The sequence below is a fragment of the Niastella sp. sgz303648 genome (genome assembly GCF_059587045.1).
The window spans coordinates 584,910-608,003 of the sequence record NZ_JCAPSW010000005.1 but is presented as its reverse complement, the minus strand read 5'-3'; the positions used below and the strand labels follow the sequence as shown (position 1 = coordinate 608,003).

The 23,094-nt window shown below is 41.4% G+C and carries 16 protein-coding genes and 1 pseudogene; 9 read left to right on the top strand and 8 right to left on the bottom strand.

Annotation, left to right across the window (positions count from 1 at the left end; all coding sequences use genetic code 11):
• Positions 1-82 precede the first annotated feature (82 nt).
• On the bottom strand, positions 83-4,516 hold the full coding sequence (locus AC59IL_RS18035) for a PKD domain-containing protein (protein ID WP_496553569.1): 4,434 nt from the start codon (positions 4,514-4,516) through the stop codon (positions 83-85).
• A 310-nt stretch (positions 4,517-4,826) separates the two neighbouring features.
• On the bottom strand, positions 4,827-5,204 hold the full coding sequence (locus AC59IL_RS18030) for a winged helix-turn-helix transcriptional regulator (protein WP_496553568.1): 378 nt from the start codon (positions 5,202-5,204) through the stop codon (positions 4,827-4,829).
• A 115-nt stretch (positions 5,205-5,319) separates the two neighbouring features.
• On the opposite strand from AC59IL_RS18030, the gene AC59IL_RS18025 reads away from it, so the two are divergent.
• The 3 genes and pseudogenes from AC59IL_RS18025 (at position 5,320) to AC59IL_RS18015 (ending at position 8,970) form a co-directional block, all read left to right on the top strand.
• A complete protein-coding gene (locus AC59IL_RS18025; RefSeq protein ID WP_496553567.1) occupies positions 5,320-6,297 on the top strand; it encodes an NmrA/HSCARG family protein in 978 nt (325 codons plus the stop codon).
• Between the two features lie 234 nt (positions 6,298-6,531).
• Positions 6,532-7,203 (top strand): annotated as a pseudogene (locus AC59IL_RS18020) (ABC transporter permease); the annotation flags it as partial.
• 12 nt (positions 7,204-7,215) lie between these two features.
• Complete coding sequence (locus AC59IL_RS18015) at positions 7,216-8,970, top strand: FtsX-like permease family protein (RefSeq protein ID WP_496553600.1); 1,755 nt, start codon at positions 7,216-7,218, stop codon at positions 8,968-8,970.
• Between the two features lie 25 nt (positions 8,971-8,995).
• On the opposite strand, the gene AC59IL_RS18010 is transcribed toward AC59IL_RS18015, so the two are convergent.
• The 4 genes from AC59IL_RS18010 to AC59IL_RS17995 all read right to left on the bottom strand — a co-directional run bounded on the left by AC59IL_RS18010 (position 8,996) and on the right by AC59IL_RS17995 (position 12,342).
• A complete protein-coding gene (locus AC59IL_RS18010) occupies positions 8,996-9,766 on the bottom strand; it encodes a cupin domain-containing protein (protein WP_496553566.1) in 771 nt (256 codons plus the stop codon).
• A 180-nt stretch (positions 9,767-9,946) separates the two neighbouring features.
• A complete protein-coding gene (locus AC59IL_RS18005) occupies positions 9,947-10,345 on the bottom strand; it encodes a hypothetical protein (protein WP_496553565.1) in 399 nt (132 codons plus the stop codon).
• A gap of 218 nt (positions 10,346-10,563) precedes the next feature.
• Positions 10,564-11,301, bottom strand: coding sequence for a hypothetical protein (locus AC59IL_RS18000; RefSeq protein WP_496553564.1), 738 nt, complete (start codon positions 11,299-11,301; stop codon positions 10,564-10,566).
• A 75-nt stretch (positions 11,302-11,376) separates the two neighbouring features.
• Complete coding sequence (locus AC59IL_RS17995; protein WP_496553563.1) at positions 11,377-12,342, bottom strand: Ig-like domain-containing protein; 966 nt, start codon at positions 12,340-12,342, stop codon at positions 11,377-11,379.
• 380 nt (positions 12,343-12,722) lie between these two features.
• On the opposite strand from AC59IL_RS17995, the gene AC59IL_RS17990 reads away from it, so the two are divergent.
• Positions 12,723-15,155 carry an ABC transporter permease gene (locus AC59IL_RS17990; protein ID WP_496553562.1) on the top strand — a complete coding sequence of 811 codons (2,433 nt, stop codon included), beginning with the start codon at positions 12,723-12,725 and terminating at the stop codon, positions 15,153-15,155.
• Between the two features lie 24 nt (positions 15,156-15,179).
• Positions 15,180-15,935 (top strand): head GIN domain-containing protein, encoded by a 756-nt coding sequence (locus AC59IL_RS17985; protein ID WP_496553561.1) that lies wholly within the window; start codon positions 15,180-15,182, stop codon positions 15,933-15,935.
• A 70-nt stretch (positions 15,936-16,005) separates the two neighbouring features.
• On the opposite strand, the gene AC59IL_RS17980 is transcribed toward AC59IL_RS17985, so the two are convergent.
• Positions 16,006-17,682, bottom strand: coding sequence for a DUF3863 domain-containing protein (locus tag AC59IL_RS17980; protein ID WP_496553560.1), 1,677 nt, complete (start codon positions 17,680-17,682; stop codon positions 16,006-16,008).
• Between the two features lie 162 nt (positions 17,683-17,844).
• On the bottom strand, positions 17,845-20,121 hold the full coding sequence (gene katG, locus AC59IL_RS17975; protein ID WP_496553559.1) for a catalase/peroxidase HPI: 2,277 nt from the start codon (positions 20,119-20,121) through the stop codon (positions 17,845-17,847).
• Between the two features lie 233 nt (positions 20,122-20,354).
• On the opposite strand from katG, the gene AC59IL_RS17970 reads away from it, so the two are divergent.
• Genes AC59IL_RS17970 through AC59IL_RS17955 form a run of 4 tightly spaced genes read left to right on the top strand, consistent with a single transcriptional unit; the run spans position 20,355 to position 22,859 of the window.
• Positions 20,355-20,798: a hypothetical protein gene (locus AC59IL_RS17970; protein ID WP_496553558.1), complete on the top strand. Its 444-nt coding sequence runs from the start codon at positions 20,355-20,357 to the stop codon at positions 20,796-20,798.
• Positions 20,799-20,802: 4 nt separating this feature from the next.
• On the top strand, positions 20,803-21,459 hold the full coding sequence (locus AC59IL_RS17965; protein WP_496553557.1) for a hypothetical protein: 657 nt from the start codon (positions 20,803-20,805) through the stop codon (positions 21,457-21,459).
• Complete coding sequence (locus AC59IL_RS17960) at positions 21,429-22,223, top strand: sensor histidine kinase (protein ID WP_496553556.1); 795 nt, start codon at positions 21,429-21,431, stop codon at positions 22,221-22,223. Before AC59IL_RS17965 ends, AC59IL_RS17960 begins: the two co-directional genes overlap by 31 nt.
• A 12-nt stretch (positions 22,224-22,235) precedes the next feature.
• The gene (locus tag AC59IL_RS17955) at positions 22,236-22,859 is read left to right on the top strand and encodes a response regulator transcription factor (RefSeq protein WP_496553555.1); all 624 of its coding nucleotides are present in this window, start codon (positions 22,236-22,238) and stop codon (positions 22,857-22,859) included.
• Positions 22,860-23,094: the final 235 nt, after the last annotated feature.

Here is a 23,094-nt window from a genome sequence, read left to right as displayed (position 1 = left end):
AAACTATGTCGTTTCCTGCTTTATTAAGATCAGGTCTTGTTGAGGGATTGGGGCTCCGGTAACTCACATTGTTCCACTTAACCTATCGCACCAGGGTCAGCGTCCCTTTTTTCGAAAATGAACCTTCCGGGCAATCGATTTCAACAAAGTATACATAAGTGCCCGTTTCGGCAGGGTAACCATTTAAGGTTCCATTCCAGCATAATGACTGGTCGTCGGCGCTGAAGTTACTGCGCTCAAACACTTTTTGTCCCCAGCGGTTAAATATCATCAGATGCTTTACAATAGCAATGCCCCTGATCATAAACACATCGTTTTTCCCATCGCCGTTTGGTGTGAGGGCATTGGGTATCCTTATTCTGCTCTCACTGCATAACAGCTTTACCACTATGGTGTCGGAAGCAGCACAGCCAAATTGATTTTTTACCGTAACGGTATACGTATTATTGGTGAGCGGTGTACAAACGGGGGCAGCACAATCTGTACAACTGAGATAGGCAGCAGGTGTCCACTTCCAGTTAATTACATCATTGCTTCCGGTGGCTTGCAATTGAATGGGTTCGCCGGGCAATGGTTGTACATCCGGCCCCGCATTTACCGTGGGTAAAGGTATAACCCGGATCGTGATATCAGCTGTATCGGTAAAACAACCATGGGCGTCTGAGCCGGTAACGGTATAGGTTGTAGTAACGCCAGGCGTCGCCACCGGGTTGGGAATATCAATATTGTTCAGTCCGGCAACATCATTGATCCATTTATACATATACACTTCACGGCCGTCAGCTGTAAGGTTAACCGATTCGCCCTGGCAAATATCGCCCTTGCCGCTTACAGCTACCTGAACGGGTTGTATAACCGTAATGGTAACATTGCCCGTGTTTTTGCAACCGATATCATCTGTAACTTTTACCGTATATGAAATTGTCTGCGCCGGTGAAGCCAATGGGTTAGCTATTGCAGCATTGCTTAAATCATTAGCCGGAAGCCATTCATACGTAACGCCTCCGCTTGCCTGCAAAGATTCGGAAGCCCCTTTACATATTAACGGTTGCGCCGGCGTAATGGTCACTACGGGATCGGGCCTGATATTGATCTTATCCGGGAACGGCGTGGATCCCACACAACCATTGCCCAATTGTTTCATGATCAGGGCCGGAGTATATAAACCCGGTGTAGTATATTGATGGCTGGCAAAAGTATCTGTTGTTGCTATCACATTACCATCGCCAAAATCCCAAACGTAAGAACCGGTATTGCCGGCAAGAGCGCTCAGTGTAATGGTGGAATCTTTACAGGCGTTCAACCCGCTACTTTGAAGAACTGCCTGCGGTTGATCGATGATCACCGAATCAATATAAGTGCCTTGTAATCCGCTTGCATTCATGACATTTAACGTTATAATATACCTGCCGGCCTTTTCGTATATATGGGTGGGGTTATCTACATTTTCGATGATCGTACCATCGCCAAAATCCCATTTTATGCTGGTGTAATTTTGTGAAGTATTGGTAAAACTCACCAACACCGGCGGACAATTATTAGCAGTAATGGTCGTGTAACCAATCTTAAAGACTGCATTAAAATTATTTACTGAAATTAACTGAGTGGCTATAGAGGAACATCCGGTTACGGGGTTCGAAGCGGTTAGCGTAACGGTATAACTACCCGGTTGATCAAAGGTATAAGAAGGACTGAAATCGGTGGAAAAATCAATTCCATTCACCTGCCATTGATAAGTAGTATTACTACTGCCCGAATTGTTGGTATTGTTAGCAAAGGTAACGGTAGTACCCAGTGGTACCGTGATACCGGAAGGTGTAAACGCAGCCTGCGGTCCAAGAACAGCTACCGAATTGGCAGAGGAAGAGGTAGAGGAACCACAACCGCTGGCATCGATAATTTTTAAAGAAACATTATAGGTCCCTGGTTTACTATAGGTATGTGAAACAGTTCCATTTTGTGAACTGGTTTGTCCATCCCCAAAATCCCATTGCCAACCGGTGATGGTGCTGTTATTCGACTTTGAAGTGTCTTTGAACATGACCGCATCTTTATAACAAATGTTATTCGACAGTACTTCAAAACCGGCACTGGAACCGGTTACCTTAACAGGTACGTAATTGCTGGTATCATTACACCAATGAACGCGATCCCGTACAATGACCCGTACCTGGTCTGCATTCTTTTGAATCTTTTGTATAGTTCCGTTAAAAGGGAGGGAATATTGCGATATTATACCCCAGTCCGCATCTGTAGAACCGGTATTATAGTTATAGCCAACCAGTTCATAAGACATCATATATCCACCCCAGTTATAGTACATCAGATCGACGTTTGTAAGCTGGTAATTCAATGGTTCATTTTCACAAACACTGGTTTTGGCAGCCGTAACCTGCGGGTATTGTTTAAGCAGTACATTGACCGTGGTGGAATCAGATACCGAGCACTGCCCATTGGTGGCTGTTAATTTCACTTTGTATATACCGGTTTGGGCATAAGTGTGCGTGATGAAAGGCTGATCGGCAGTCAGCGTTTCTATAGTGCCATCCCCATAATCCCAGGTCCAGGTAACACCACCGGGGCTTGTATAATGAAATCTCACATCACCCCTGTTCCCATCACAGGTATACTTCACGCTATCGATCTTTGCAAAAGGCGGCAATACGGTTATGTAATCAGTCTTTGTAATTTTATCATAGCATCCATTCCACTCAACTGTAAGGCTTATAGTATGTTTTCCCGGCGTAGTGAACCTGTATATCATATCCTGTTTCGGGGAACTCGACCCGTTTACCAGCTTTCCATCTACAAACCACCATGACCAGCCTCCGGTTGACGTATTTTTGAAATACACCTGGTTATTGCCACAAACAGTAGTGCCATCAAGGCTTTCAAAATCTGCTTTCAACGGGTTTGTAACGGTCATCAGGTAATCGAAATCCACGCTGCTTGAACAACCGTTCTTTGTTACATATTTCAATGATAAGCGGTATTCACCCACATTGGTATAAGTATGGGTTGGCGAAGGAGCTGTTGACGTGGTATTGTCGCCAAAATGCCATTCATAAGACGCAATATCCTGTGGGTTGGCAACAAAAAAAGTAACAGTAAGAGGTTCCCCGCATGATCGCAAACCAAGGGAGCTGGAGCTGTTATACAGGATCTGTACATTTGGTTTATCAATTCTTACAGTCTGGGAAATGGTGCCTGAACAGCCGTCTGCATTAAATACTTTTGACAATACCGTGTAAGTCGTATTGGTGTTATAAACATACGTAGGCGCCTGCAGGGTAGAATGAACTACAGTTGGATTATAATTGTTTTCAAAATGCCACTCCCATTTCACTGCACCCGGCGTGGTATCTTTAAAATTCACGGTGGCGGGCGCTCCGCAAAGGGTGACTATATCGGCAATAAAGGGGCGTATATCCGGAACATCTTTTACCTGCACCTGTTTTGTAACCGAATCGAGGCAATTGCCAAAGGTATTCACCAGTTTAACAGAATAAGTTCCGGTACTTCCAAAAGAATACGCGATGGCATTATTGCTGATCGGAGACACCACCTGATCATTCACTTTCCAAACCATTTTATCTGCTACGGGATTGTTACCCGCATTAAAGGTATCTGTGGTGCCTATGCAAACAGGCGTAGGCACCAGTATATCCGAGCTGTAATTGGCTACATTCAGGTAGTTGGTTTGGGTTTTGGAAGCGGTGCAACCTTCGGAGCTGTTAACAGTGAGGGTTACCGTATAGGTGCCTTTTTTATTGAATGCATATGTAGGATCTTTTTGGGTAGAAGTATTGCCATCGCCAAAATTCCATATATAATCCAGTACGCCCAGGCCGGTACTGGAGTTGGTGAATTGCACAGGATCCGTTTCCTTACAAAGCACTGTTTTGTCTGAAGAAAATGCCGCCACGAGCGCTGGCAGTGTTTCAACCAGATCATTCTTTTTTAACGTAGCATGGCAGCCGTAATTATTGGTTACGGTAAGACTTACGGATGAGTTCTGCGGGAGATTATAGAGATGAAGCTGACTGTTGTTGTTTGCCTGTTGTGTGCTGCCATCACCAAAATCCCAATAATAGCCCGAGATGGAACCACTGCCGGGCCGGGCGTTACCCGTAAAGGTTACCTGCAGCGGAACACAACCTTTCAGCACGGAAGCAGAAAAATCAACCACCGGTTTCTTATATACCGTAATGGTCGTTGTTTTACTGGCTACCTCATTGCCATCCTGAACAGTAAGCGTAACGGTATATATTCTTTCATCGGCATAAACGGCTGCCGGGTTCACAAGTGTGGAAGTATTGCCATTTCCCAAATCCCATTTGTAGATAGCACTGGCAGATGTACCTGTTGTTTTGTTGGTAAAAGAAACAGTGAGCGGAGAACATCCTGCGGTTTTATCGACTGTGAAATTTACATTAAGCTGAGCCTGAACAGTACTGGCGTGTATGAATAAGACAAGAAATAATAGTTGTATTACTGTCCGGAAATATGCATTCATGCGGTTTAAGGATTAAGACGATGCCATAAAGGCTTTACTCAATAAGGGTTTGGAATGGAAAATTACTGGTTGAATTTCGTTTAAACAAAATGGTAGTGATAATTTTTACATACCGTTGGTGAAACAGCAGAATCGTTGATGCGGTTATAACCAGAATCTGCACACTTATTGGCAAATCTGCACGGTTATCAGCCAAATCGACGCAGTTATCGTTATGAAGAATAAAATCCTGCTTCGGCAAAACAATCCTATATTTTTTTTGATAGGTAGAAAGTGCTCAAAAGCACGCCTAACTGGCACACATCTCTGTTTATAAGGAGTTTTTGACAAATTCGCCTTTTTGTGTAGCTATCTGATTACCCCACCCAATTATTGCATCAAGTACAGGGATAAAAGACTTGCCAAAATCAGTTAAACTGTAAACAACTTTAATGGGCGGCTTTTTTCCATAAACTTGTCTTGAAATCAACTCATCTTCCTCTAATTGTTTTAACTGCAAACTCAAAGTCCTTTCAGTAACACCAGGCATTTCCTTTCTAAGCTCGCTATACCGTTTATGTGTATCCTTTAAATGGTATAGAATAACCGCTTTCCACTTTCCGCCGACCAAATCCATAGCTACACTCACAGTGCAAGGATATAATTTATTATTGACCTTTATAAAATCACTTTGACATTCTATTCCCATAACATTTATTTGATAAAGCTATCCTAATGGATAGTTATTGTAAATCTATTGCACTATAAATAGTTTTGCAACTATATTTTTTATAGTTGCAAAAATCATTTAAATAACAGAAAGCATGGTATTTAATTTAAAAGAACATGAAACAATGACACAAAAAGATAAACCACTCATTACTATCGTTGGCGTTTTGGGTAAGCAAGGGCGCAGTGCTGCACGCACTTTGTTACAGAGCGGGCGTTATCGTGTACGCGGTCTCACTCGCCGCGTTGATTCACGGGAGGCGCTTAGTTTGGCAGAGCAAGGGGCCGAATTGGTGAATTTACCTCTTGATCTGGGATATAAAAAAAACTTTGTGGAAGCATTCCGTGGCTCGGATGGTGTTTTCATGATGACACCAGGCATTGTACCACCGGCAACTCACGAGATGGAGTTGGGTAAACAGTTGGCGGATGCGGCGATTGAAGCAGGAGTACGGCATGTTATCTTCAGCAGTTTGGAAAATGTAGATAAAATTACGGAAGGAAAAATGTTTGCTCCCCATTTTACAGACAAGGCCAAAATCGAAGAATATATTCGCACGCTACCAGTCACGAGCTCGTTTATTTACATGGCTTTCTTTTACACTAATCTGATTGAATTTTATCCGCCTGATATGAAAGGCGATACGCTTGTATTTCCGATTTATTTACCAAAAGACTTCCGTGCGCCATTTGTTGATCCTCTTACAGCCACAGGTCCTGCTGTTTTGGAAATTTTTTCGAATCCAGGTCTGTATGCTGGTAAGTCCCTGCCGGTAATCGGCGATATTATCTCACCCCAGGAGATGGTCGATACTTTCATCCGGGTCACAGGTAAGAAGGCTGCATACAGTTCTGCATTCACGCGGGAGGGTTTGCTTCATCATTTCCCGGAATTTAGTTCAAATGAGATTTTAGTTCGTGAGATTTTGGGGATGGTAGAGTACGCAGTTGAATATGAATATTTCAGAAAAGATCGCGACCTGCTATGGAGCCGACAAATAAACCCGAACAGCCTCAGTTGGGAACAATTTCTGCGCACCACTGGTTGGAAAGGCCAAAAACTTTCGTATTGATTGTTACTTGAAGGCTTTTATTAATACGTTAGACATAGTTTCGGTTGATTTGGACCAGGTTTATCGAAGCACCCCGGTTGTGCAGGGTTCTTATCCGTATCCGTACGACGACCGTCCGTTTTCGTACATTTTTCCGCCGCGGTAATTCATGAATCCCTTATTCACAGAGGATTCTGTTACTGGCATGCGGGTTGAGGCCACTAAATAAACCCGAGCTGGTAAAAAACGGATAACATGATAAGAAATTATTTCAAAATTGCCTGGCGGAGTTTAATGAAGCAAAAAGTGTTTTCATTCATTAATATTATTGGCCTTGCAATTGGATTAACAAGTTTCGTTTTAATAGCACTTTATATTTTTGATGAACTGACCTTTGACGGCTTTCATAAAAATGCAGATAATATTTATCGTATTGTAGATAATAAAATATCTGCAGAAGGAAAAGAAACAAAAATTGCAGGCGCAGGTTACCAGGTTTCTGAAAGCCCGAAAGAAGATTTCCCCGAAATAAAAGATGCTGTGCGATTGGTAACTTTTGGCAGGGCTAATATTTCTACCCTGGAAAACAACAATGTTTTTTATGAAGATTTTACAATTGGCAATGACGCTTTTTTAACAGCGTTTGATTTTAAGTTGCAGCAGGGAGATCGCACCACAGCATTGGTATCTCCGCATTCTGTAATACTTACGGAAGATGAAGCAAAAAAGTTATTCAATTCAACCGATGTATTAGGCAAAACGATAAAAGCAGACAGAGATACTGTTCCGTATAAGATAACAGCTGTTTTACAAAACTTTCCTGCCAATTCAAGCATTTCATTTAATATTCTTTTCTCCGAGTCAAGTTTTGAAAATGATAAATTCAAAAAATTTACTAAAACAGATTGGACCTCCGACGCGTTCAGCACTTATGTATTGTTGAACCGCAATGTAAATGTATCTGCACTTCAGGGAAAGATCAATAAACTTGTAACAAAAAACAATAATGGACAAACAAAAGCAAAGCAAAATTTTATACTGCAGCCGTTAAAGGATATTCATTTTTATTCAGCAGGCATTGAAGGCAATCCCGGCAACACGGGCAACATAACTTATATCTATATTTTTTTGGTGGTTGCTTTTTTTGTATTATTTATTGCATGTATCAATTACATGAATTTAACTACAGCGCGTTTTGCTAACAGGGCTAAAGAAGTCGCAATACGTAAAGTGGCAGGCGCATCACAACAAAATCTTGCCGGACAGTTTCTTGCGGAAGCATTCCTGTTAACTACAATTGCAATGTTGATTGCTTTATCGATTGTAAAAATATTGTTGCCTGCTTTTAATGAATTCACACAAAAGCAACTTACGTTAGGAGGCGAAACTGATTACCGCATCTGGTTAGGAATGGCTTTTATTATTGTTTTTGTGAGTTTAATAGCCGGAATATATCCTGCCTTTTTTCAATCACGTTTAAAGCCATTGTTACTGCTTAAAAGCAAAATTAATATTGGTAAAGGAAATATTTCGCTTCGCCGTTCTTTGGTTGTTTTCCAGTTCACACTTTCCATTGTTATGATCGTTGCCACCATGATTGCTTACATGCAAATGCAATATGTAAATACAAAGGACATGGGTTTTAAAAAAGATCAGTTGGTGGTGATAGATATTAATAGCGGCAAGGTTCGCCGGGCTGCAGAAATAATAAAAAATGAATTTGCAAAATTGCCGCAGGTGCAAAATGTGTCAGTAAGTTCAAGAGTACCGGGCGAATGGAAAAATCTGCCAAAAGTAGAAGTGAAGAAACAAGGAGAAACAACTAAAAATAATGACGCATTTTTTATCGGTGTTGATGAACAGTTTTTGAAAACATATGAAGTGGCGTTGGTTAAAGGGAGAAATTTTAGAGCTGGCGATCATTCTGATTCATCATCAATATTAATAAATGAAACTGCTGCTAAGCAGCTTGGCATTACAGAAGCTGCAGGGCAGGTTATTGAAATTCCTGCTGTTAATTATGGCGGAGATTTTTCATTGCTTGATAAACCTTTTTATGCAAGCGTAATTGGTATTGTAAAAGATTTCAATTTTCAATCTTTGCACGAATCGCTTTCTCCAATGATACTTGCTTACCAAAACAATCCCATTCACAATATTGATTATTTTACCGCAAGAGTAAAAGCAGGAGATATAAGTGCGACTCTGAAAAAAATGGATGCAGTACTGCACGACATTGATCAGAACCATTTATTCGAATACCATTTTCTTGATAAGCAATGGAGCCTATTTTATAGGGAAGACCAAATTCGGCAAACGATTTTTATAGGCATGGCAATACTTGCTATTCTTATTGCCTGTTTAGGTTTATTTGGTTTGGCAACTTACGCAGCAGAACAGCGCATAAGAGAAATTGGTATTCGCAAAGTATTGGGTTCAAGTGTTCGGGCAATAGTTTTCATGCTCACAAAGGATTTTTTGAAACTCATCATTATCGCTGCTGTTATCGCTTGTCCCGTTGCATGGTTTGCTATGTACAAGTGGTTGCAGGATTTTGCTTATCGTATAGATATTCATTGGTGGATCTTTTTGATAGCTGCATTGCTGGCGGCTGTAATTGCTTTGGTTACAGTAAGTTTCCAGGCGATAAAAGCAGCGATTGCTAATCCTGTAAAGAGTTTGAGAACGGAATAGGCAATTTGATGATGCAGTGGCGGTATTATCTCCACTTAAAAGCAAAATAACTGCATGGTTTGTCAGATGCATTGCTGATGCCGTGCATCTTGCCACTTTCCATAATGTACAGATCGCCGGGACCGGCGGTATAGCTTTTTCCATCAATGATCATGGATGTATTGCCGTCAATGACTAAAATGATTTCTGTTTCTATGTGTTGGTGAGGGGCATGGCTGGGACCGATATGTGACAGTTGGGTAACATGCATTTCGAAATTTTCGCACATGGCAGTGGGACGATCAAAATATTTACGCGTACCGCCTTTTTCTGTCTTTTTAAATTCTAAAGAATCTGCATTTAATATCAATATTCCTCCTGCCTTTTTACTTCGTTCAATGTCCATTGGCTTTTTTGAACGAAAAGCAAAGACATAATAAGTAAGGGAGCCATTGCCAATATTCTCAAATGTTTGCATTTCGAGTGGCGGTATCAACAACACACTGCCAGGTCCAATTGTTTTTGTTTGATTGCCTATCGTGCACTTCATGTTCCCTTCCTTTACAATAATAAGCTCTTCCCTGTCTTTTTGGGCATGTGGTGGCCGTGGTAAAGCGCCTTTCTCCTGGGTAGAGGCATGTATCTCGAAGTAATCAAATTCGGGGGTGGTGCCTGCTGCGATTTTCCGTCCTTCGCGTTGATCGCTTTTTGTAACGGGCAGATCGTTCCAATGAAAAACGCCGGATGTAACGGGTTGCATTTGTGTAAATGCGTTTATGGCAATAATGTGAAACAAGCAGGTGAGTAAGATTTTCATATCGTAAGATTAAGGTGAGCCTGGTCACTGTTACCAATGTTACGGATATTTTTTAAGCTTGCCAGTAGCAGGCAGGTCAAACGTCAAGTTTTTCAATTCTAACAGAAGCTATTTATTGAAGCTGCCCCAAAAAAAGAAAAGCGCTTTTCTTTTTTTGGGGCAGCCCTTTAAAATCATTAATTACTCAACCCAGTACACCAACGTTACTTCAATAAATCCATCCGCTCCTTCCTGACTGGCATCAAGAGTCACTGTCTTCGACACAGCACCGTCCCAGTTGCCGGGATATGCGCCGAAAGTATACGTGCCGGCAGGTAAAGCTTCAAATTCATCTCCTTCCTGGTCGGTAGGATCATAATATACGCCGGTTTGCTCATTACGGGCCCAGAATCCGTGCAATCCTACGCTTCCGGTAACCGGGCTGCCGTCGGTGTGTACCAGCCTGATACGTACATCGTAGGCAGTGGTAATGTTGTTTAGCTTAAGGTGCCGGAACAAAAGGTTACGGGCAGGTGTAGTGGCAAAAGTTTGTGTAACAAATAACAGCGAGAGTACACTGAAAATGATTGTTTTTCTCATGGATAAAATGGTTTATTTAGTGAAGCACCGAATTTAACGATATTACCTTATATCGTCAAACAATATACGGTTATCAAATCCTGAACTAATCTTAGTGCAGGGTTCAGACCAGTCATTAATGGGAAACTAAACTTTATACGTATCTTTTTTGCCATATGTTGGCATCTGCTGTCTTCAAAAGTGAGAAGACAGCCCTTTACTTTTCCTGATATTTCAGATCAGAACTTAATATTCAGTTTTTGGGAAACAAGTTTATTGTCTTTATAACACTCAAAAAACCACTCCCCGTTCTTTCTGAAAACGATGCCGTTCGATGCGCCGTCGTCAGCTATAAAATAATCCTGCATGGAAGTTTTGAGCAGTGTCAATACTTTTTTAGGTGTAGTATCAATCAACTGATAGCCATTGGAAGTAGCCTGTGCATATAAGACGCCGGTTTCTGTAACTGCAACCGGGGTGGGAGCGGGGGCCGCTACCGGAACCGTCGATGCCACAGCAGCCTGCTGTGGTGGCATCGACGCTGCGCTATCATATTTATAGGGAATATCTTTCAATGATGAGAAAGCATCTTTTAAAGCCTCACTGTACGCAGCCGGCCATTCTTTCTCCCTGCTTTTACCCTCCTTGCTTTTGAAGATAATATTGCCATAGCAATCTTTCAACAGCAGGGTAAGGCCGGTAACGAAGAATCCTTTTTTCTCCAGCACTTCAGCTTTAAGCGCATTGCACTTGTTGGCAGCTAATTGCGGTGGCAATTCTGCGTTGCCCATAAATGCTGTAAATCCTTTATCTTCCAGCAGCATTTTTGTCAAATTATTCAATCCATACTGATTATCTGTCTTGAAAAAATCGAACCGTTCGGGTACAAGTACATATTTGTAATTGCTGATGGTGTTTTGTGACCAGGCAGTGACGGTGGTCAATAATACCGAAATAAATAATGCAAATGCTTTCATATGTTTTGCTTCGTATTGTTACGAAAATATGCAAAACTTATCAATTGAAAGCTTTCTCAATTTGGGAGAGAAGTCTTATTCCTCCTGCAGTGCAAATTCAATGATTACTTCAGATTTATTTTTCTTTCGTAATTGGGGTTTGGCTATCTGAATTCTTTCCGGGGCGATTCCCTCTTCTGATTCCAAAAAATTTTTTATAAAGCTGGATAATTTATCTGCCTTGTGTTTTGTTGTTTTATAATAAGATTTTAAAGTGATCTTTTGATCAGGGTTGTTTTTCATGAAAATTGCCAGGTCCCCTAAAAGGGATTTGGTTTTTGTATCCAGCTTGTTCGAAGATTGAAATGAAAATGTAGACAGTGGATCAGGAAAGTGAAAGGCAGGCTTTATTGCTCCCATAATAACAGGTTCCGGTACATATTGTTCGTATAAGATAACATCAAAACTGGCAGACCGCATTAGTGGGTGATAGCTTCGAACCTCACGTTTCAGATTCCCATATGAAAATTGAATGATTCCGGGGTTCTTAATTTCTGTAAGTATAAATTGAAACTTTCCATTTTTATCTGTGAGTGTTTTGTCGTGACCAAAAATGATTTCGGCATTTTCAATGGGATTACCATCTCCATTTTTTACAGTCCCTGAAATGGTTACAGAATCAGCAGGAACGTCTGGTGCCTGTTTGTTGTTGGGAAGTGGTGCCTGTAACAGGTTAACAGGAAGGGGAGCAGGGTGGGCGGCTTCTGAAGTAATCGCGGTCAGCGTCAGCAGCGTAGCTGCAACCGGAGATAAATTCCGGTTTATTTTTAATTCTGAATTAACATAGTTATGATCTCTTTGTGAGTTCAGCATTCTGCCACAAACGGGGAAAGGATGTTTCAAAAAGTATTGAAGGATCTGTTGATCTGTAAAATCCAAAAAATTAACTACTGGTTTTTGACATGTATTGCAGAATCGTCCCTGCTCTGTTGGTTCCATTCCATTCCAATTCTCATTACAGGGCGTATTCATTTGAATGGTAAGTGAAATAGCTTTGCTCATAACTCATTTTTTGTTTTGACATAACAAATTTGTCGTACTACCTTAGTAGTATACCTGTTCACTTTCTGACCATTGGTTTTCCCTGTGCAGGTAAAATAATATCTTTTTTTTGAGAAAAAAAGCATGATTCGGCCGTACCCGCGTGTGATGCTGGTTTGCAGTCTTAAATTATTGGATTTATCAAATATGTTACCCGGAATATAGCGTTTTATTCAAATCCGTGCACTTTACTGTCCGATTTCGGACACTTTATGAACTGCCGCGTTTCTAAAACCCGCTCAGGCAAAGGGTTTCAGGATTGGCATACCCGTTGATCCTGATGCAAGGCGTCTGAATTGTGTGCCGGAAATGAATTGTGGTACAACTAAAAAATGTCTTTTATGTTCAGGAATTATTTCACCATTGCGGTAAGACAAATGATGAAGCAGAAAATGTATACTGCTATAAAAGTTGGCGGGTTTGCATTGAGCATTGCAGCATGCCTGCTGATTGCATTGTACATAAAAGATGAATTGAGTTATGATAAAAACTGGTCAAATGCCAATCGCATTTATAGAATAACAGGTGAATATAACAACCATGGTAAAGTTGAAACCGGTACTGCCTGGCCGGCCCCAATGGCAAAAGCCTTGCGGGAAGATTTTCCTGAAGTGGAAAAGTCAGGACGTTTTATGGATGCACCGTCTTTTTATGGAGCAGGTAGCAACCAGGTGAGAAAGACAGATGAAACACAAAACACCTACGAACAGGGTTTCAGTTATGCCGACCAGGACATGCTCGACATACTACAGGTGCCGATGGTATATGGCGATAGGGCGCATGCATTGAGCGAACCAAACACAATGGTTATTTCAAAAACCAGGGCAGATAAATATTTTCCCAATCAAAACCCGGTTGGAAAAATAATGATCCTGAATAATGATGTAAAGACCCCCTATAAGATCGGTGGTGTGATGCAGGATTTTCCAGCCACATCACACATTCATTATGATTTTCTTTTAACCATGACAGGGCACCAGCTTTGGGATGGTGAACAGACTACCTGGATGGCAAGTAATTATCCAACCTATGTTTTGTTGAAGCCGGGCACTGATGCTGCCAGGTTTCAAAGTAAGTTGAAAAATATTCTAACAAAATATTATCTGCCGGCTTTAAAACAAAACGGAGATAAGATCGCTGACCAGCTTATACAAAACGCAAAACTGCTTATACAACCCATAACAGCTATACATCTGTATTCTGCAAACATTGATGATGGTCTTGAAAAAGGAGATATAAAATTTGTATGGCTGTTTGGCGCCATTGCCATTTTTATTCTTGTAATTGCCTGTATCAATTTCATTAATCTTTATACCGCAAAATCTGCCAACCGGGCAAAAGAAGTTGGATTAAGAAAAGTGGTCGGGTCGCTTCGCGGTAACCTGGTAAAACAATTCCTTACAGAATCTGTATTGTATAGTGTGGTGTCGTTTGTACTGGGCTTGGTGATTGCGGTGTTGTTGCTTCCCTATTTTAATACACTTGCAGCAAAACATTTAATCATGCCGTGGACTGCATGGTGGTTGCTGCCATTAATGATTGTTGCTGCAATTGTTATTGGTGTGTTTGCCGGTTTGTATCCTTCTTTTTATTTGTCTTCATTCAAGCCCATCAATGTTTTGAAAGGACAAGTGAGCAAGGGAACAAAAAATTCAATTTTACGAAACGGACTGGTGGTATTTCAATTCACTACTTCCATCATCCTCATCATAGGCACCATTGTTATTTACACGCAAACAAAATATATCCTTAATAAAAAAGTTGGTTTTGATAAAGACCAGGTGTTATTGGTGCAGGGAACAAATACACTCGAAAACAACAGACAATCTTTTAAAAATGAATTGCTGAAATCTTCCGTAATAAAAAGTGTTTCGGTTGCAGATTATTTACCTGTTTCAGGAACCAAACGTGATGGTAATACTTTTTATAACGAAGGAAAGTCAAAAGAAGAAATTGGCGTAGGCGCCCAGAAGTGGCAGGTAGATTATGATTACCTGAAAACAATGGGTATGCATCTTGTACAGGGAAGGAATTTTTCAAAAGAAATGGCTTCAGATTCAAAAGCAACTGTTATCAATAAAACAATGGCTGCAAAATTGGGCTTAAAAGATCCCATAGGAAAGCGCATAGAAAATGGGTGGCAAAAATTTACCATAATAGGTGTAATGGAAAATTTCAATTTTGAAACCATGCGGCAGGATATATCACCACTTTGTTTTGTGTTGGGTGACTATCCTTCATCGATTATTGCTGTAAAAATGAGCGGCGCCGATGCAAAGAACGTTATCGATTATGTATCCCGTATATGGAAAAACTTTTCACCCAATCAACCTTTTCGTTATACATTCCTCGATGAAAGTTTTTCTAAAATGTATGCTGATGTACAAAGAACAGGACGCATCTTCACCAGTTTTGCAGTACTTGCTATCATCATTGCCTGTCTTGGATTATTTGCACTTTCTGCATTCATGGCCGAACAACGCAATAAAGAAATCGGCGTACGAAAAGTGCTTGGCGCAAGTGTAAGTGGTATTACGGCAATGCTCTCGAAAGATTTTGTAAAACTTGTTTTCATCTCAATAGTTATTGCATCACCCATTGCTTATTGGGCAATGGTAAAATGGTTGCGGGATTTCGCATACCGCATTTCTATCACGTGGTGGATGATCGCTGTAGCAGGTATAGCCGCTGTTGTAATTGCATTGATAACAATAAGTTTTCAATCAATAAAAGCTGCAATGGCAAATCCGGTAAAGAGCCTGAGATCGGAATAATATTAAAAAACAAACATAAATCGTATGAAAAAATCGATAAGCATTTTGCTTTTGGGCCTGCTGCTTGCAACAGGCGTGGCTGCACAGCAAACAGAAACAAGAAATGTTGCTGCTTTTAGTAAACTCGAAATTGGTGGCAGCTTTAATACCGTGCTGCGCCAGGGCAATGAAACATCGGTAAAAATCATAGCCGAAAATATTGATCTGAAAAAAATTCTTACCGAAATAAACGGCAGTACTTTAAAGGTTTCTCTTGTAAAGGGCTTTTACCATAACATAAAAATAAAACTCGAGATCACCTATAAAAGTCTTGAGGGCATTTACAGGTCGGGTTCGGGCGACCTGACTTGTGAAACAGATCTTTCTGCTGCTGGTAATTTCGATCTCCATTCAAGCGGCTCCGGAAACATTATCCTGAAAGGCATGATCAAGGCAGGCAATATAACTGTTATACGAAGTGGCAGCGGGGATATGAAGCTGTTGAGTTTGCAGGCTGACCAGTTGAAAATGACTTTTTCCGGCTCTGGCAATTGTGACGTAAACGGTGGCAATGCAAAAGCGCAAAACATCCGCTTAAGTGGTTCAGGAAATGTAAACGCTTATGACCTGAATACCGAAACATGTTCAGTAACCATATCAGGTTCAGGAAATATTGGAGTGAACGTAAGCAATGCCATCGAAGCATTCATTTCGGGCTCGGGCAACATCGGTTATCGTGGCAGCGCCCGGATAACAAAAATGGAGGTGCATGGATCAGGTAAAATAAACAAAAAGGCTTAGCATCATATGAACAAACAAAACCCCGGTCATCCGGGGTTCTGTTTGTTTAAGTTCCTCTGTTTTGTTTCCTTCAGTTAGCAGCAAGATGTATTGTTATGGTATTTGATTGGGGATGTATGCGCAATACTGCGCCATTGGCGGGTTTTGAGAAACTGCCCTTTTCGGCCCTGATGCCATATTGCATGCCCTCAAAGCTGCAATCGATGTTTTTAGCAGCTATTGAGTTAAACGGAAGTTTTGCTTCTTCGGCCGTATTCAAATCAAAAAACCAGCTTACCGGTTGATCACTTTTCAATTGCATGACCATCTTTTTTTCACTCAGGTAAACCTCAAAACTTCCTGTTACCGTTTTTAAAGGCCAGCTGATATGCATGGTTGAGGCGTTTTTCCTCATGAACGTTGGATCGCCGCCCTCTAATGAAATTTCTTTGCCATCGATGAGTGCCTTTAATCGTAAGCCTGCAAGTTGTTGGGGTTTACTCCAGATATACCCATCAACAAAGGGCAATGTGAAAAAGGTACATTCATTTTCTGTTGCCGCCTGTGTTTCGTATTTCGATGTAAGGTTTTCGTTGAACAGGTGAATATCGCGTACCCGTAATGTTCCGTGTTCCCATAAAATGTTGATCCTGTAAAAGCGGCTATTGAACCATATGGTCTTCAGATCGCTTCCTTCCAGATCCTTATCAACAGAAAATGTGGTAACAGGTGTTACGGCATACTTTTTCCTGAACCAACGGCCCGAAGCTTCCAGCGTTTCTACCCTGATCTTTTGTTCATCACGCAAGCGGGCGATCAACGGCATTTGTATCTCAAACCCCTTCGACATTGCTTCCCAGGTGAACGAATTTTCCTGACCTGCCTGAGTATAGTTGAATCCAAGTGATGGATCTTTGGTGAATGATGCAAAGAACCAATTCACCCAGGCTTCGTCTCCGCCACCAAATTTATATACCGGCTCAAGCGTAATAACGCCCTGGCGCGCTGCTCCCAGTGCATGGTCGTATTGCCTGATGGGATCACTTCCCAGCATTCTGAAAATGGGTACAGGTATCTGGTTCTTCGCATTTTGAGCGGGCATATACGAATTGACCTTACTTGGATAATAGGCCTGGTTCCAGTAACCACCCCATAAAGTATAGCCATCCGTTCCATATTGGTCTTTGCAATTGGCTGAAGCCACTATGTGGTACTTTTCATACATGTAACGTAAACTGTGCGCATCGATAAACCAGGAAGCTACTGTTTTGGGATAGTAGCCAAAGATCTGTTTAAAATCACTCATGTATACGTCAATCAGTTTTTCGCGTTGTTCCGGCGTATAGCCTGTGGTAAAGCCGATATTTGCACGCCAGTCCCAGGGATACCTGCCCCGCCATTTCATTCCTGCCTTTTCTATCAGTGGCTGTGGAAGTTCCCACCAGGCGCCGATCTCAAAAGAATCTTTCGGCAGGCGCTGAAGCAACGACTGATAACGGGTATCCATCAAAGCATCATATTGTAATAAAAAAGTACCTGTGATCCTGTATTTTTTCATAATCTCTACCTGTTTCACAACCGTCTGGTATAAAACATTCTCAGTGATCATTGAGTCCCGGGGTTCGAGTAAGCGAATGAAATTTACAATGTTTACGATTTTGGGTACTTTGTCAGTGACTGGTGAAGGGTTCCGTTTCGCCGGAGGTTGGGAAATACACAGCGTGCCAATGAAAATAAAACTCAGGGCGATGTATATACGTAAATTCATACCTGTTATGTTGATCGAATCAAATTAAATATTGAAAAAGAAGTTTCGCAGAAATACAAATTTATCGCTTTCAAACTGTCCCATACTGTGCTGTAGTATCTACATAAAAAAAACCTCCGGTGACGGAGGTTTTACATTATTATTATTTTACAAATTTGAAAATTACACTAAATCAAACCTGTCTAAATTCATCACTTTATTCCAGGCTGCTACAAAGTCTTTCGCAAATTTATCCTGCGCATCGGTACTGCCATACACTTCTGCAAGAGCCCTCAGTTCTGAGTTAGAACCAAACACAAGATCAGCACGGGTGCCTGTAAATTTTATTTTACCGGTGGCACGGTCGCTGCCTTCAAAAAGTTCTCTGTCTTCAGATGCGGCTTTCCATGAAGTGCTCATGTCGAGCAGGTTTACAAAGAAATCGTTGGTAAGCAGGCCCGGTCGTTGCGTGAAAACACCATGTTTTGAACCATCAAAATTAGTGTTCAATACGCGCATACCACCCACCAATACGGTTAACTCAGGTGCTGTAAGTGTGAGCAGGTGTGCTTTATCTATCAGCAATGCTTCGGTAGATACAGGGAGTTTTGATTTGCGGTAGTTGCGAAAACCGTCGGCAACGGGTTCAAGATAGCCAACTGAATCAACATCGGTTTGCTCCTGTGAAGCATCCATACGGCCAGGTGTAAACGGAACTGTGATCGCCTGTCCTGCATCTTTCGCTGCTTTTTCAACACCGGCACAACCGGCCAGTACAATCAAATCGGCCAGCGAAACTTTTTTTCCGGAAGACTGTGTTGCGTTAAATTCTTTTTGAATGCTTTCCAGTTTATCCAGTACTTTTTGCAACTGCGCCTGATTATTGACCTTCCAGTATTTTTGAGGAGCGAGACGAATGCGGGCGCCATTAGCACCACCGCGTTTATCAGACCCCCTGAAGGTAGCAGCAGAAGCCCAGGCTGTAGAAACCAGTTCAGATACGCTCAATCCCGAAGCCAATACTTTTGCTTTTAAAGCTGCAATATCTTTTTCATCAATCAATACGTGGTTTACCGCAGGTATAGGATCCTGCCAAAGCAGTTCTTCTGCCGGCACATCCGGGCCCAGGTATCGTGCACGGGGACCCATATCGCGATGCGTTAATTTAAACCATGCCCGGGCAAATGCATCTGCAAGTGCTTCGGGGTTTTCCAAAAAACGCCTGGATATTTTTTCGTAAACCGGATCAAACCGTAAAGAGAGGTCGGTAGTAAGCATGGTTGGTACATGCTTTTTTGAACCATCATATGCATCAGGAATAATACTATCTGCATTTTTAGCTACCCACTGGTGTGCACCGCCCGGACTTTTTGAAAGCTCCCATTCAAAACCAAACAGGTTTTCGAAGAAGTTATTGCTCCATTTGGTGGGCGTTTTCGTCCAGGTAACTTCGAGACCGCTTGTTATGGTGTCGGCTCCTTTACCGGAACCATAGCTGTTGCTCCAGCCCAGGCCCTGCAACTCTATACCGGCGGCTTCAGGTTCTTTGCCTACATGGGTAGCAGGAGCGGCGCCATGGGTTTTGCCAAAGCTGTGTCCACCTGCTATCAGGGCAACTGTTTCTTCATCGTTCATTGCCATACGGCCAAACGTATCACGGATGTCTTTAGCGGCAGCAATAGGATCAGGATTACCATCAGGACCTTCAGGATTCACATAGATCAACCCCATCTGCACGGCAGCAAGCGGATTTTCAAGGTTGCGGGAGTGAATATCGCCGTTTGCATTGTCGTCAGACGAAACTACGCCATGTTCCTTTGGCACACCGTGCGAACCATTGGCATAACGAATGTCGCCACCGAGCCACGTAGTTTCTGAACCCCAATACACATCTTCATCGGGCTCCCATACATCCGGACGACCGCCGGCAAAGCCAAATGTTTTAAAACCCATTGATTCCAGCGCTATATTACCGGTAAGTATCATCAGATCGGCCCATGAAATTTTGTTGCCATATTTTTGTTTGATGGGCCAAAGCAGTCTGCGGGCTTTATCGAGGCTCACATTATCGGGCCAGCTGTTAAGCGGGGCAAAACGTTGTTGTCCCGCACCTGCACCACCACGGCCATCACCCACACGATAGGTGCCTGCACTATGCCAGGCCATGCGAATGAACAGGGGGCCATAATGCCCGAAGTCGGCCGGCCACCAGCTTTGTGAATCGGTCATGAGTGCATGAAGATCTTTTTTCAGCGCTTCGAGGTCAAGGCTTTTAAAAGCTTCGGCGTAGTTAAAATTGTCACCCATCGGATTAGATTTGGATGAGTGCTGACGCAGAATACTTATTTTTAGCTGGTTGGGCCACCAGTCGCGGTTTCTGGTACCGCCACCGCCAACATTTTGCTTCAAACTGCCATTGTGAAACGGGCATTTACTGATGTCGTTAGATACTTTTTCCATTTTAATAATTTATGGTATTGATTGAATCTATTGTTTACACCTGGTATTTGTTCAGGGGGCATAAAGTTAGGCTATTGGGAAGATAAGCATTATCGATTAATTCTATATTTTAATAGTTAAAACCTATAGGAGATAATCAAATCCAGGTTGAATACCATAAACATGGGATTGTACACCTCAACACTACTGTTACCTTTATCCATTGTACTTATTCACATCTAAATACCATTTTCATGCACCAGAATTTTACCACAACGGATCTAACGAGATGGATATTACATTTCAATCCTAATGACAAATTACCATTTATCACTAAATCAGGGCTGATCAAATTACAAGATCTGGAAGATTTTATTGCTGAGATCAAAAAGCAGCAGGCCGATAGCGTTCGCATCTATTTTCTCAGGTTCCCGTTAAACGACACGCCTACTGCAAAAAAGTTGGGAACTGATGGCGAGCTTGTCAAAGGATGCAAATGGCTCGAAGCTGCTAATGGCATTACGCAGGCAACAATTGCCATGGTACCGGCAAAGAATTTTAATATTGCAGATGATCTTGTTTTTTCTGCAGACGATATTATAGTTGATAACAATATGCTTACGTTGATGCCCGGGATAAACGATAAGGGCACCGGCCTGAATCCACCAGCCCCATCTACAGAAACTATAATGATTTGATGAAATGACAGGCAGAGAATTGTTATCGACCTTTCCTTTACTCGTTGTTGCACTGGCTGCTGTGATCAGCCTTATCAGCTTTCGGAATAATTACCCTAATACACTCAAAAAGTTGTCTGTATTATGGGTAATTAACTTTTGTGTTGACCTTGGCGGGCATATTACCAAGCATTATGGCATAAAAAATCACTGGTTGTATAATATCTTTTTTTGGATAATGTATATGACCCTGGCGCATTTATATGATCAGGAAATTCAAAACAAATATGTTCACAGCAGTATCCGGTGGTTCCATATGTTATTTCCATTGCTGGTAATAGTTGAATCCATCGTATTTGGTATTAATGACCTTCAAACAATCATTATAGTTAGCGGCGGCATTTTCATGATTTTTCTTTCAGCCTGTTATTTCAGACAATTATACCTTAGTGAAGAAAGCGATCAAATCACCCGGGATCCATGGTTCTGGTTCAGTTTTGGTTTTATTATTCATTTCGGCGGCACGGTGCCCTTTCTGGGGATGCTTAACTATTTATGGAGTCACTACAAGGAATTTACCGGTTTCTACTATTTGTATTTTTGTAATTCCTACACTATCTTACTGAACATACTTTTAATAACCGGCTTTTTATGCAGGAGAAATTATCAGAAGTCACGCTGATCCTATTTGGAAGTACTGCGATCATCCTGCTGCTCACTGGTTTGATAGTACTTTCTCTTTTTATTAATCAAAAGAGAAAATACCGGTTTCGCCAGGAAACGTTTGAAATGAAAAATAATTTCGACCGGGAACTCCTGCGTTCACATTTGGAAATTCAATCGCAGGCTTTTGAAACCATTTCCCGCGAACTGCACGATAATGTTGGTACGCTTATCTCTATTGCAATGGTACATATAAGATCCCTGGCCATTGGTGAAGCGGGGAATAAACAACAGAAGCTAACAGAGGTGGATAGTTTATTAAATGAAGCGATGGATACACTCAGGGATATTTCAAGAAGTATAAATCCCGAAAATATCAACCGTCTTGGCTGGCAAAAGTCTTTTATTGCCGAAATAGACAGAATCCGTAAAACGAATTTATTCAATGTGCATTATTCAGAAGAAGGAAATCCCTTTACTATTGAACTGCAAAAGCAAATAATCATATTCCGCATTTTACAGGAAACGCTCAATAACATTGTAAAGCATTCAAACGGGCGCCACATCAATATTCATATTTGTTTTTCAAATGGTGAGGTAATTATTACCATTAAAGATGATGGAAAAGGGTTTCAGCAGCAGTTGACTGATTTGCCTGCACAGGGATCCGGAATAAAAAATATGCGTGCGCGTGCAGCCATGTTGCCTGCAGTACTTGACATTGAAAGCCGGGCGGAAGCAGGAACGTTGGTCACGCTTTCTTATAAAGAAGCATTTATTTAAAAATTCATTCCAATGATCAGGACCGCCATTGTAGAAGATCAAAGCAGGTACAGGGATTTGTTGCGACTGATCCTTACCGGAGCCGATAACATACAACTGCTATTTGAAAGGGAGCATTGCCGCAATATTATTGATGATGTAGTAAAAGAAATGCCGGATGTATTGATCATGGATATTGATCTTCCGGGCAAAAGCGGTATAGATGCAGTTATTGAGTTAAAAGCCGTATTCCCTGAAATAAAAATTTTAATGCTGACCGTTTTTGAAGAAGATGAGAAAATATTCGCAGCTATTAAAGCCGGTGCCAATGGATATCTTTTGAAAAAAGACTCGCCGCAGAAAATTCTTGATGCTATCAGAGAACTCAGTGAGGGGAAGGCATCTATGAATGGATTGATAGCAAAAAAAGTAATGGAATACTTTCATAAAAAAAAGACCACGAATGTGGAGGAATTTAATTTAACAAAGCGCGAACATGAAATACTGGAACTGCTTATACAGGGATTAAGTTATAAAGAAATTGCCTCGAAATGTTTTATATCGCCTGAAACGATGAACTCGCACATCAAGAATATCTACCAGAAACTCAATGTGCACTCCCGCGCACAAATCAATGCACGTTTTGGTAATAAATAATAACCTTTCTGCCAGCAACTTATAGTAGCCAATGCTCTCCGCATAATAACGGTAATAGTCACCTATAATTTCTGTTGTAATTAAGTGTATGCCATATTCATGGCATAGAACTATTGAATACTATAAATATTTGCCATGTATATGGGATGGTTTGCGCCTGCAAGCCGATATATATTTATACAGGATTTAATGAAAACGTCTTCGGAAGTATTTCAAAAAGTAAACAACCTATAAA

Coding starts and splice junctions, on each gene's coding strand:
- AC59IL_RS18030 (WP_496553568.1), bottom strand. CDS start 5,204: ATGGGAATAGAATGTCAAAGTGATTTTATAAAGGTCAATAATAAATTA.
- katG (WP_496553559.1), bottom strand. CDS start 20,121: ATGGAAAAAGTATCTAACGACATCAGTAAATGCCCGTTTCACAATGGC.
- AC59IL_RS17990 (WP_496553562.1), top strand. CDS start 12,723: ATGTTCAGGAATTATTTCACCATTGCGGTAAGACAAATGATGAAGCAG.
- AC59IL_RS17980 (WP_496553560.1), bottom strand. CDS start 17,682: ATGAATTTACGTATATACATCGCCCTGAGTTTTATTTTCATTGGCACG.
- AC59IL_RS18005 (WP_496553565.1), bottom strand. CDS start 10,345: ATGAGAAAAACAATCATTTTCAGTGTACTCTCGCTGTTATTTGTTACA.
- AC59IL_RS18035 (WP_496553569.1), bottom strand. CDS start 4,516: ATGAATGCATATTTCCGGACAGTAATACAACTATTATTTCTTGTCTTA.
- AC59IL_RS18025 (WP_496553567.1), top strand. CDS start 5,320: ATGGTATTTAATTTAAAAGAACATGAAACAATGACACAAAAAGATAAA.
- AC59IL_RS17970 (WP_496553558.1), top strand. CDS start 20,355: ATGCACCAGAATTTTACCACAACGGATCTAACGAGATGGATATTACAT.
- AC59IL_RS17995 (WP_496553563.1), bottom strand. CDS start 12,342: ATGAGCAAAGCTATTTCACTTACCATTCAAATGAATACGCCCTGTAAT.
- AC59IL_RS18010 (WP_496553566.1), bottom strand. CDS start 9,766: ATGAAAATCTTACTCACCTGCTTGTTTCACATTATTGCCATAAACGCA.
- AC59IL_RS17985 (WP_496553561.1), top strand. CDS start 15,180: ATGAAAAAATCGATAAGCATTTTGCTTTTGGGCCTGCTGCTTGCAACA.
- AC59IL_RS17960 (WP_496553556.1), top strand. CDS start 21,429: ATGCAGGAGAAATTATCAGAAGTCACGCTGATCCTATTTGGAAGTACT.
- AC59IL_RS17965 (WP_496553557.1), top strand. CDS start 20,803: ATGACAGGCAGAGAATTGTTATCGACCTTTCCTTTACTCGTTGTTGCA.
- AC59IL_RS18000 (WP_496553564.1), bottom strand. CDS start 11,301: ATGAAAGCATTTGCATTATTTATTTCGGTATTATTGACCACCGTCACT.
- AC59IL_RS17955 (WP_496553555.1), top strand. CDS start 22,236: ATGATCAGGACCGCCATTGTAGAAGATCAAAGCAGGTACAGGGATTTG.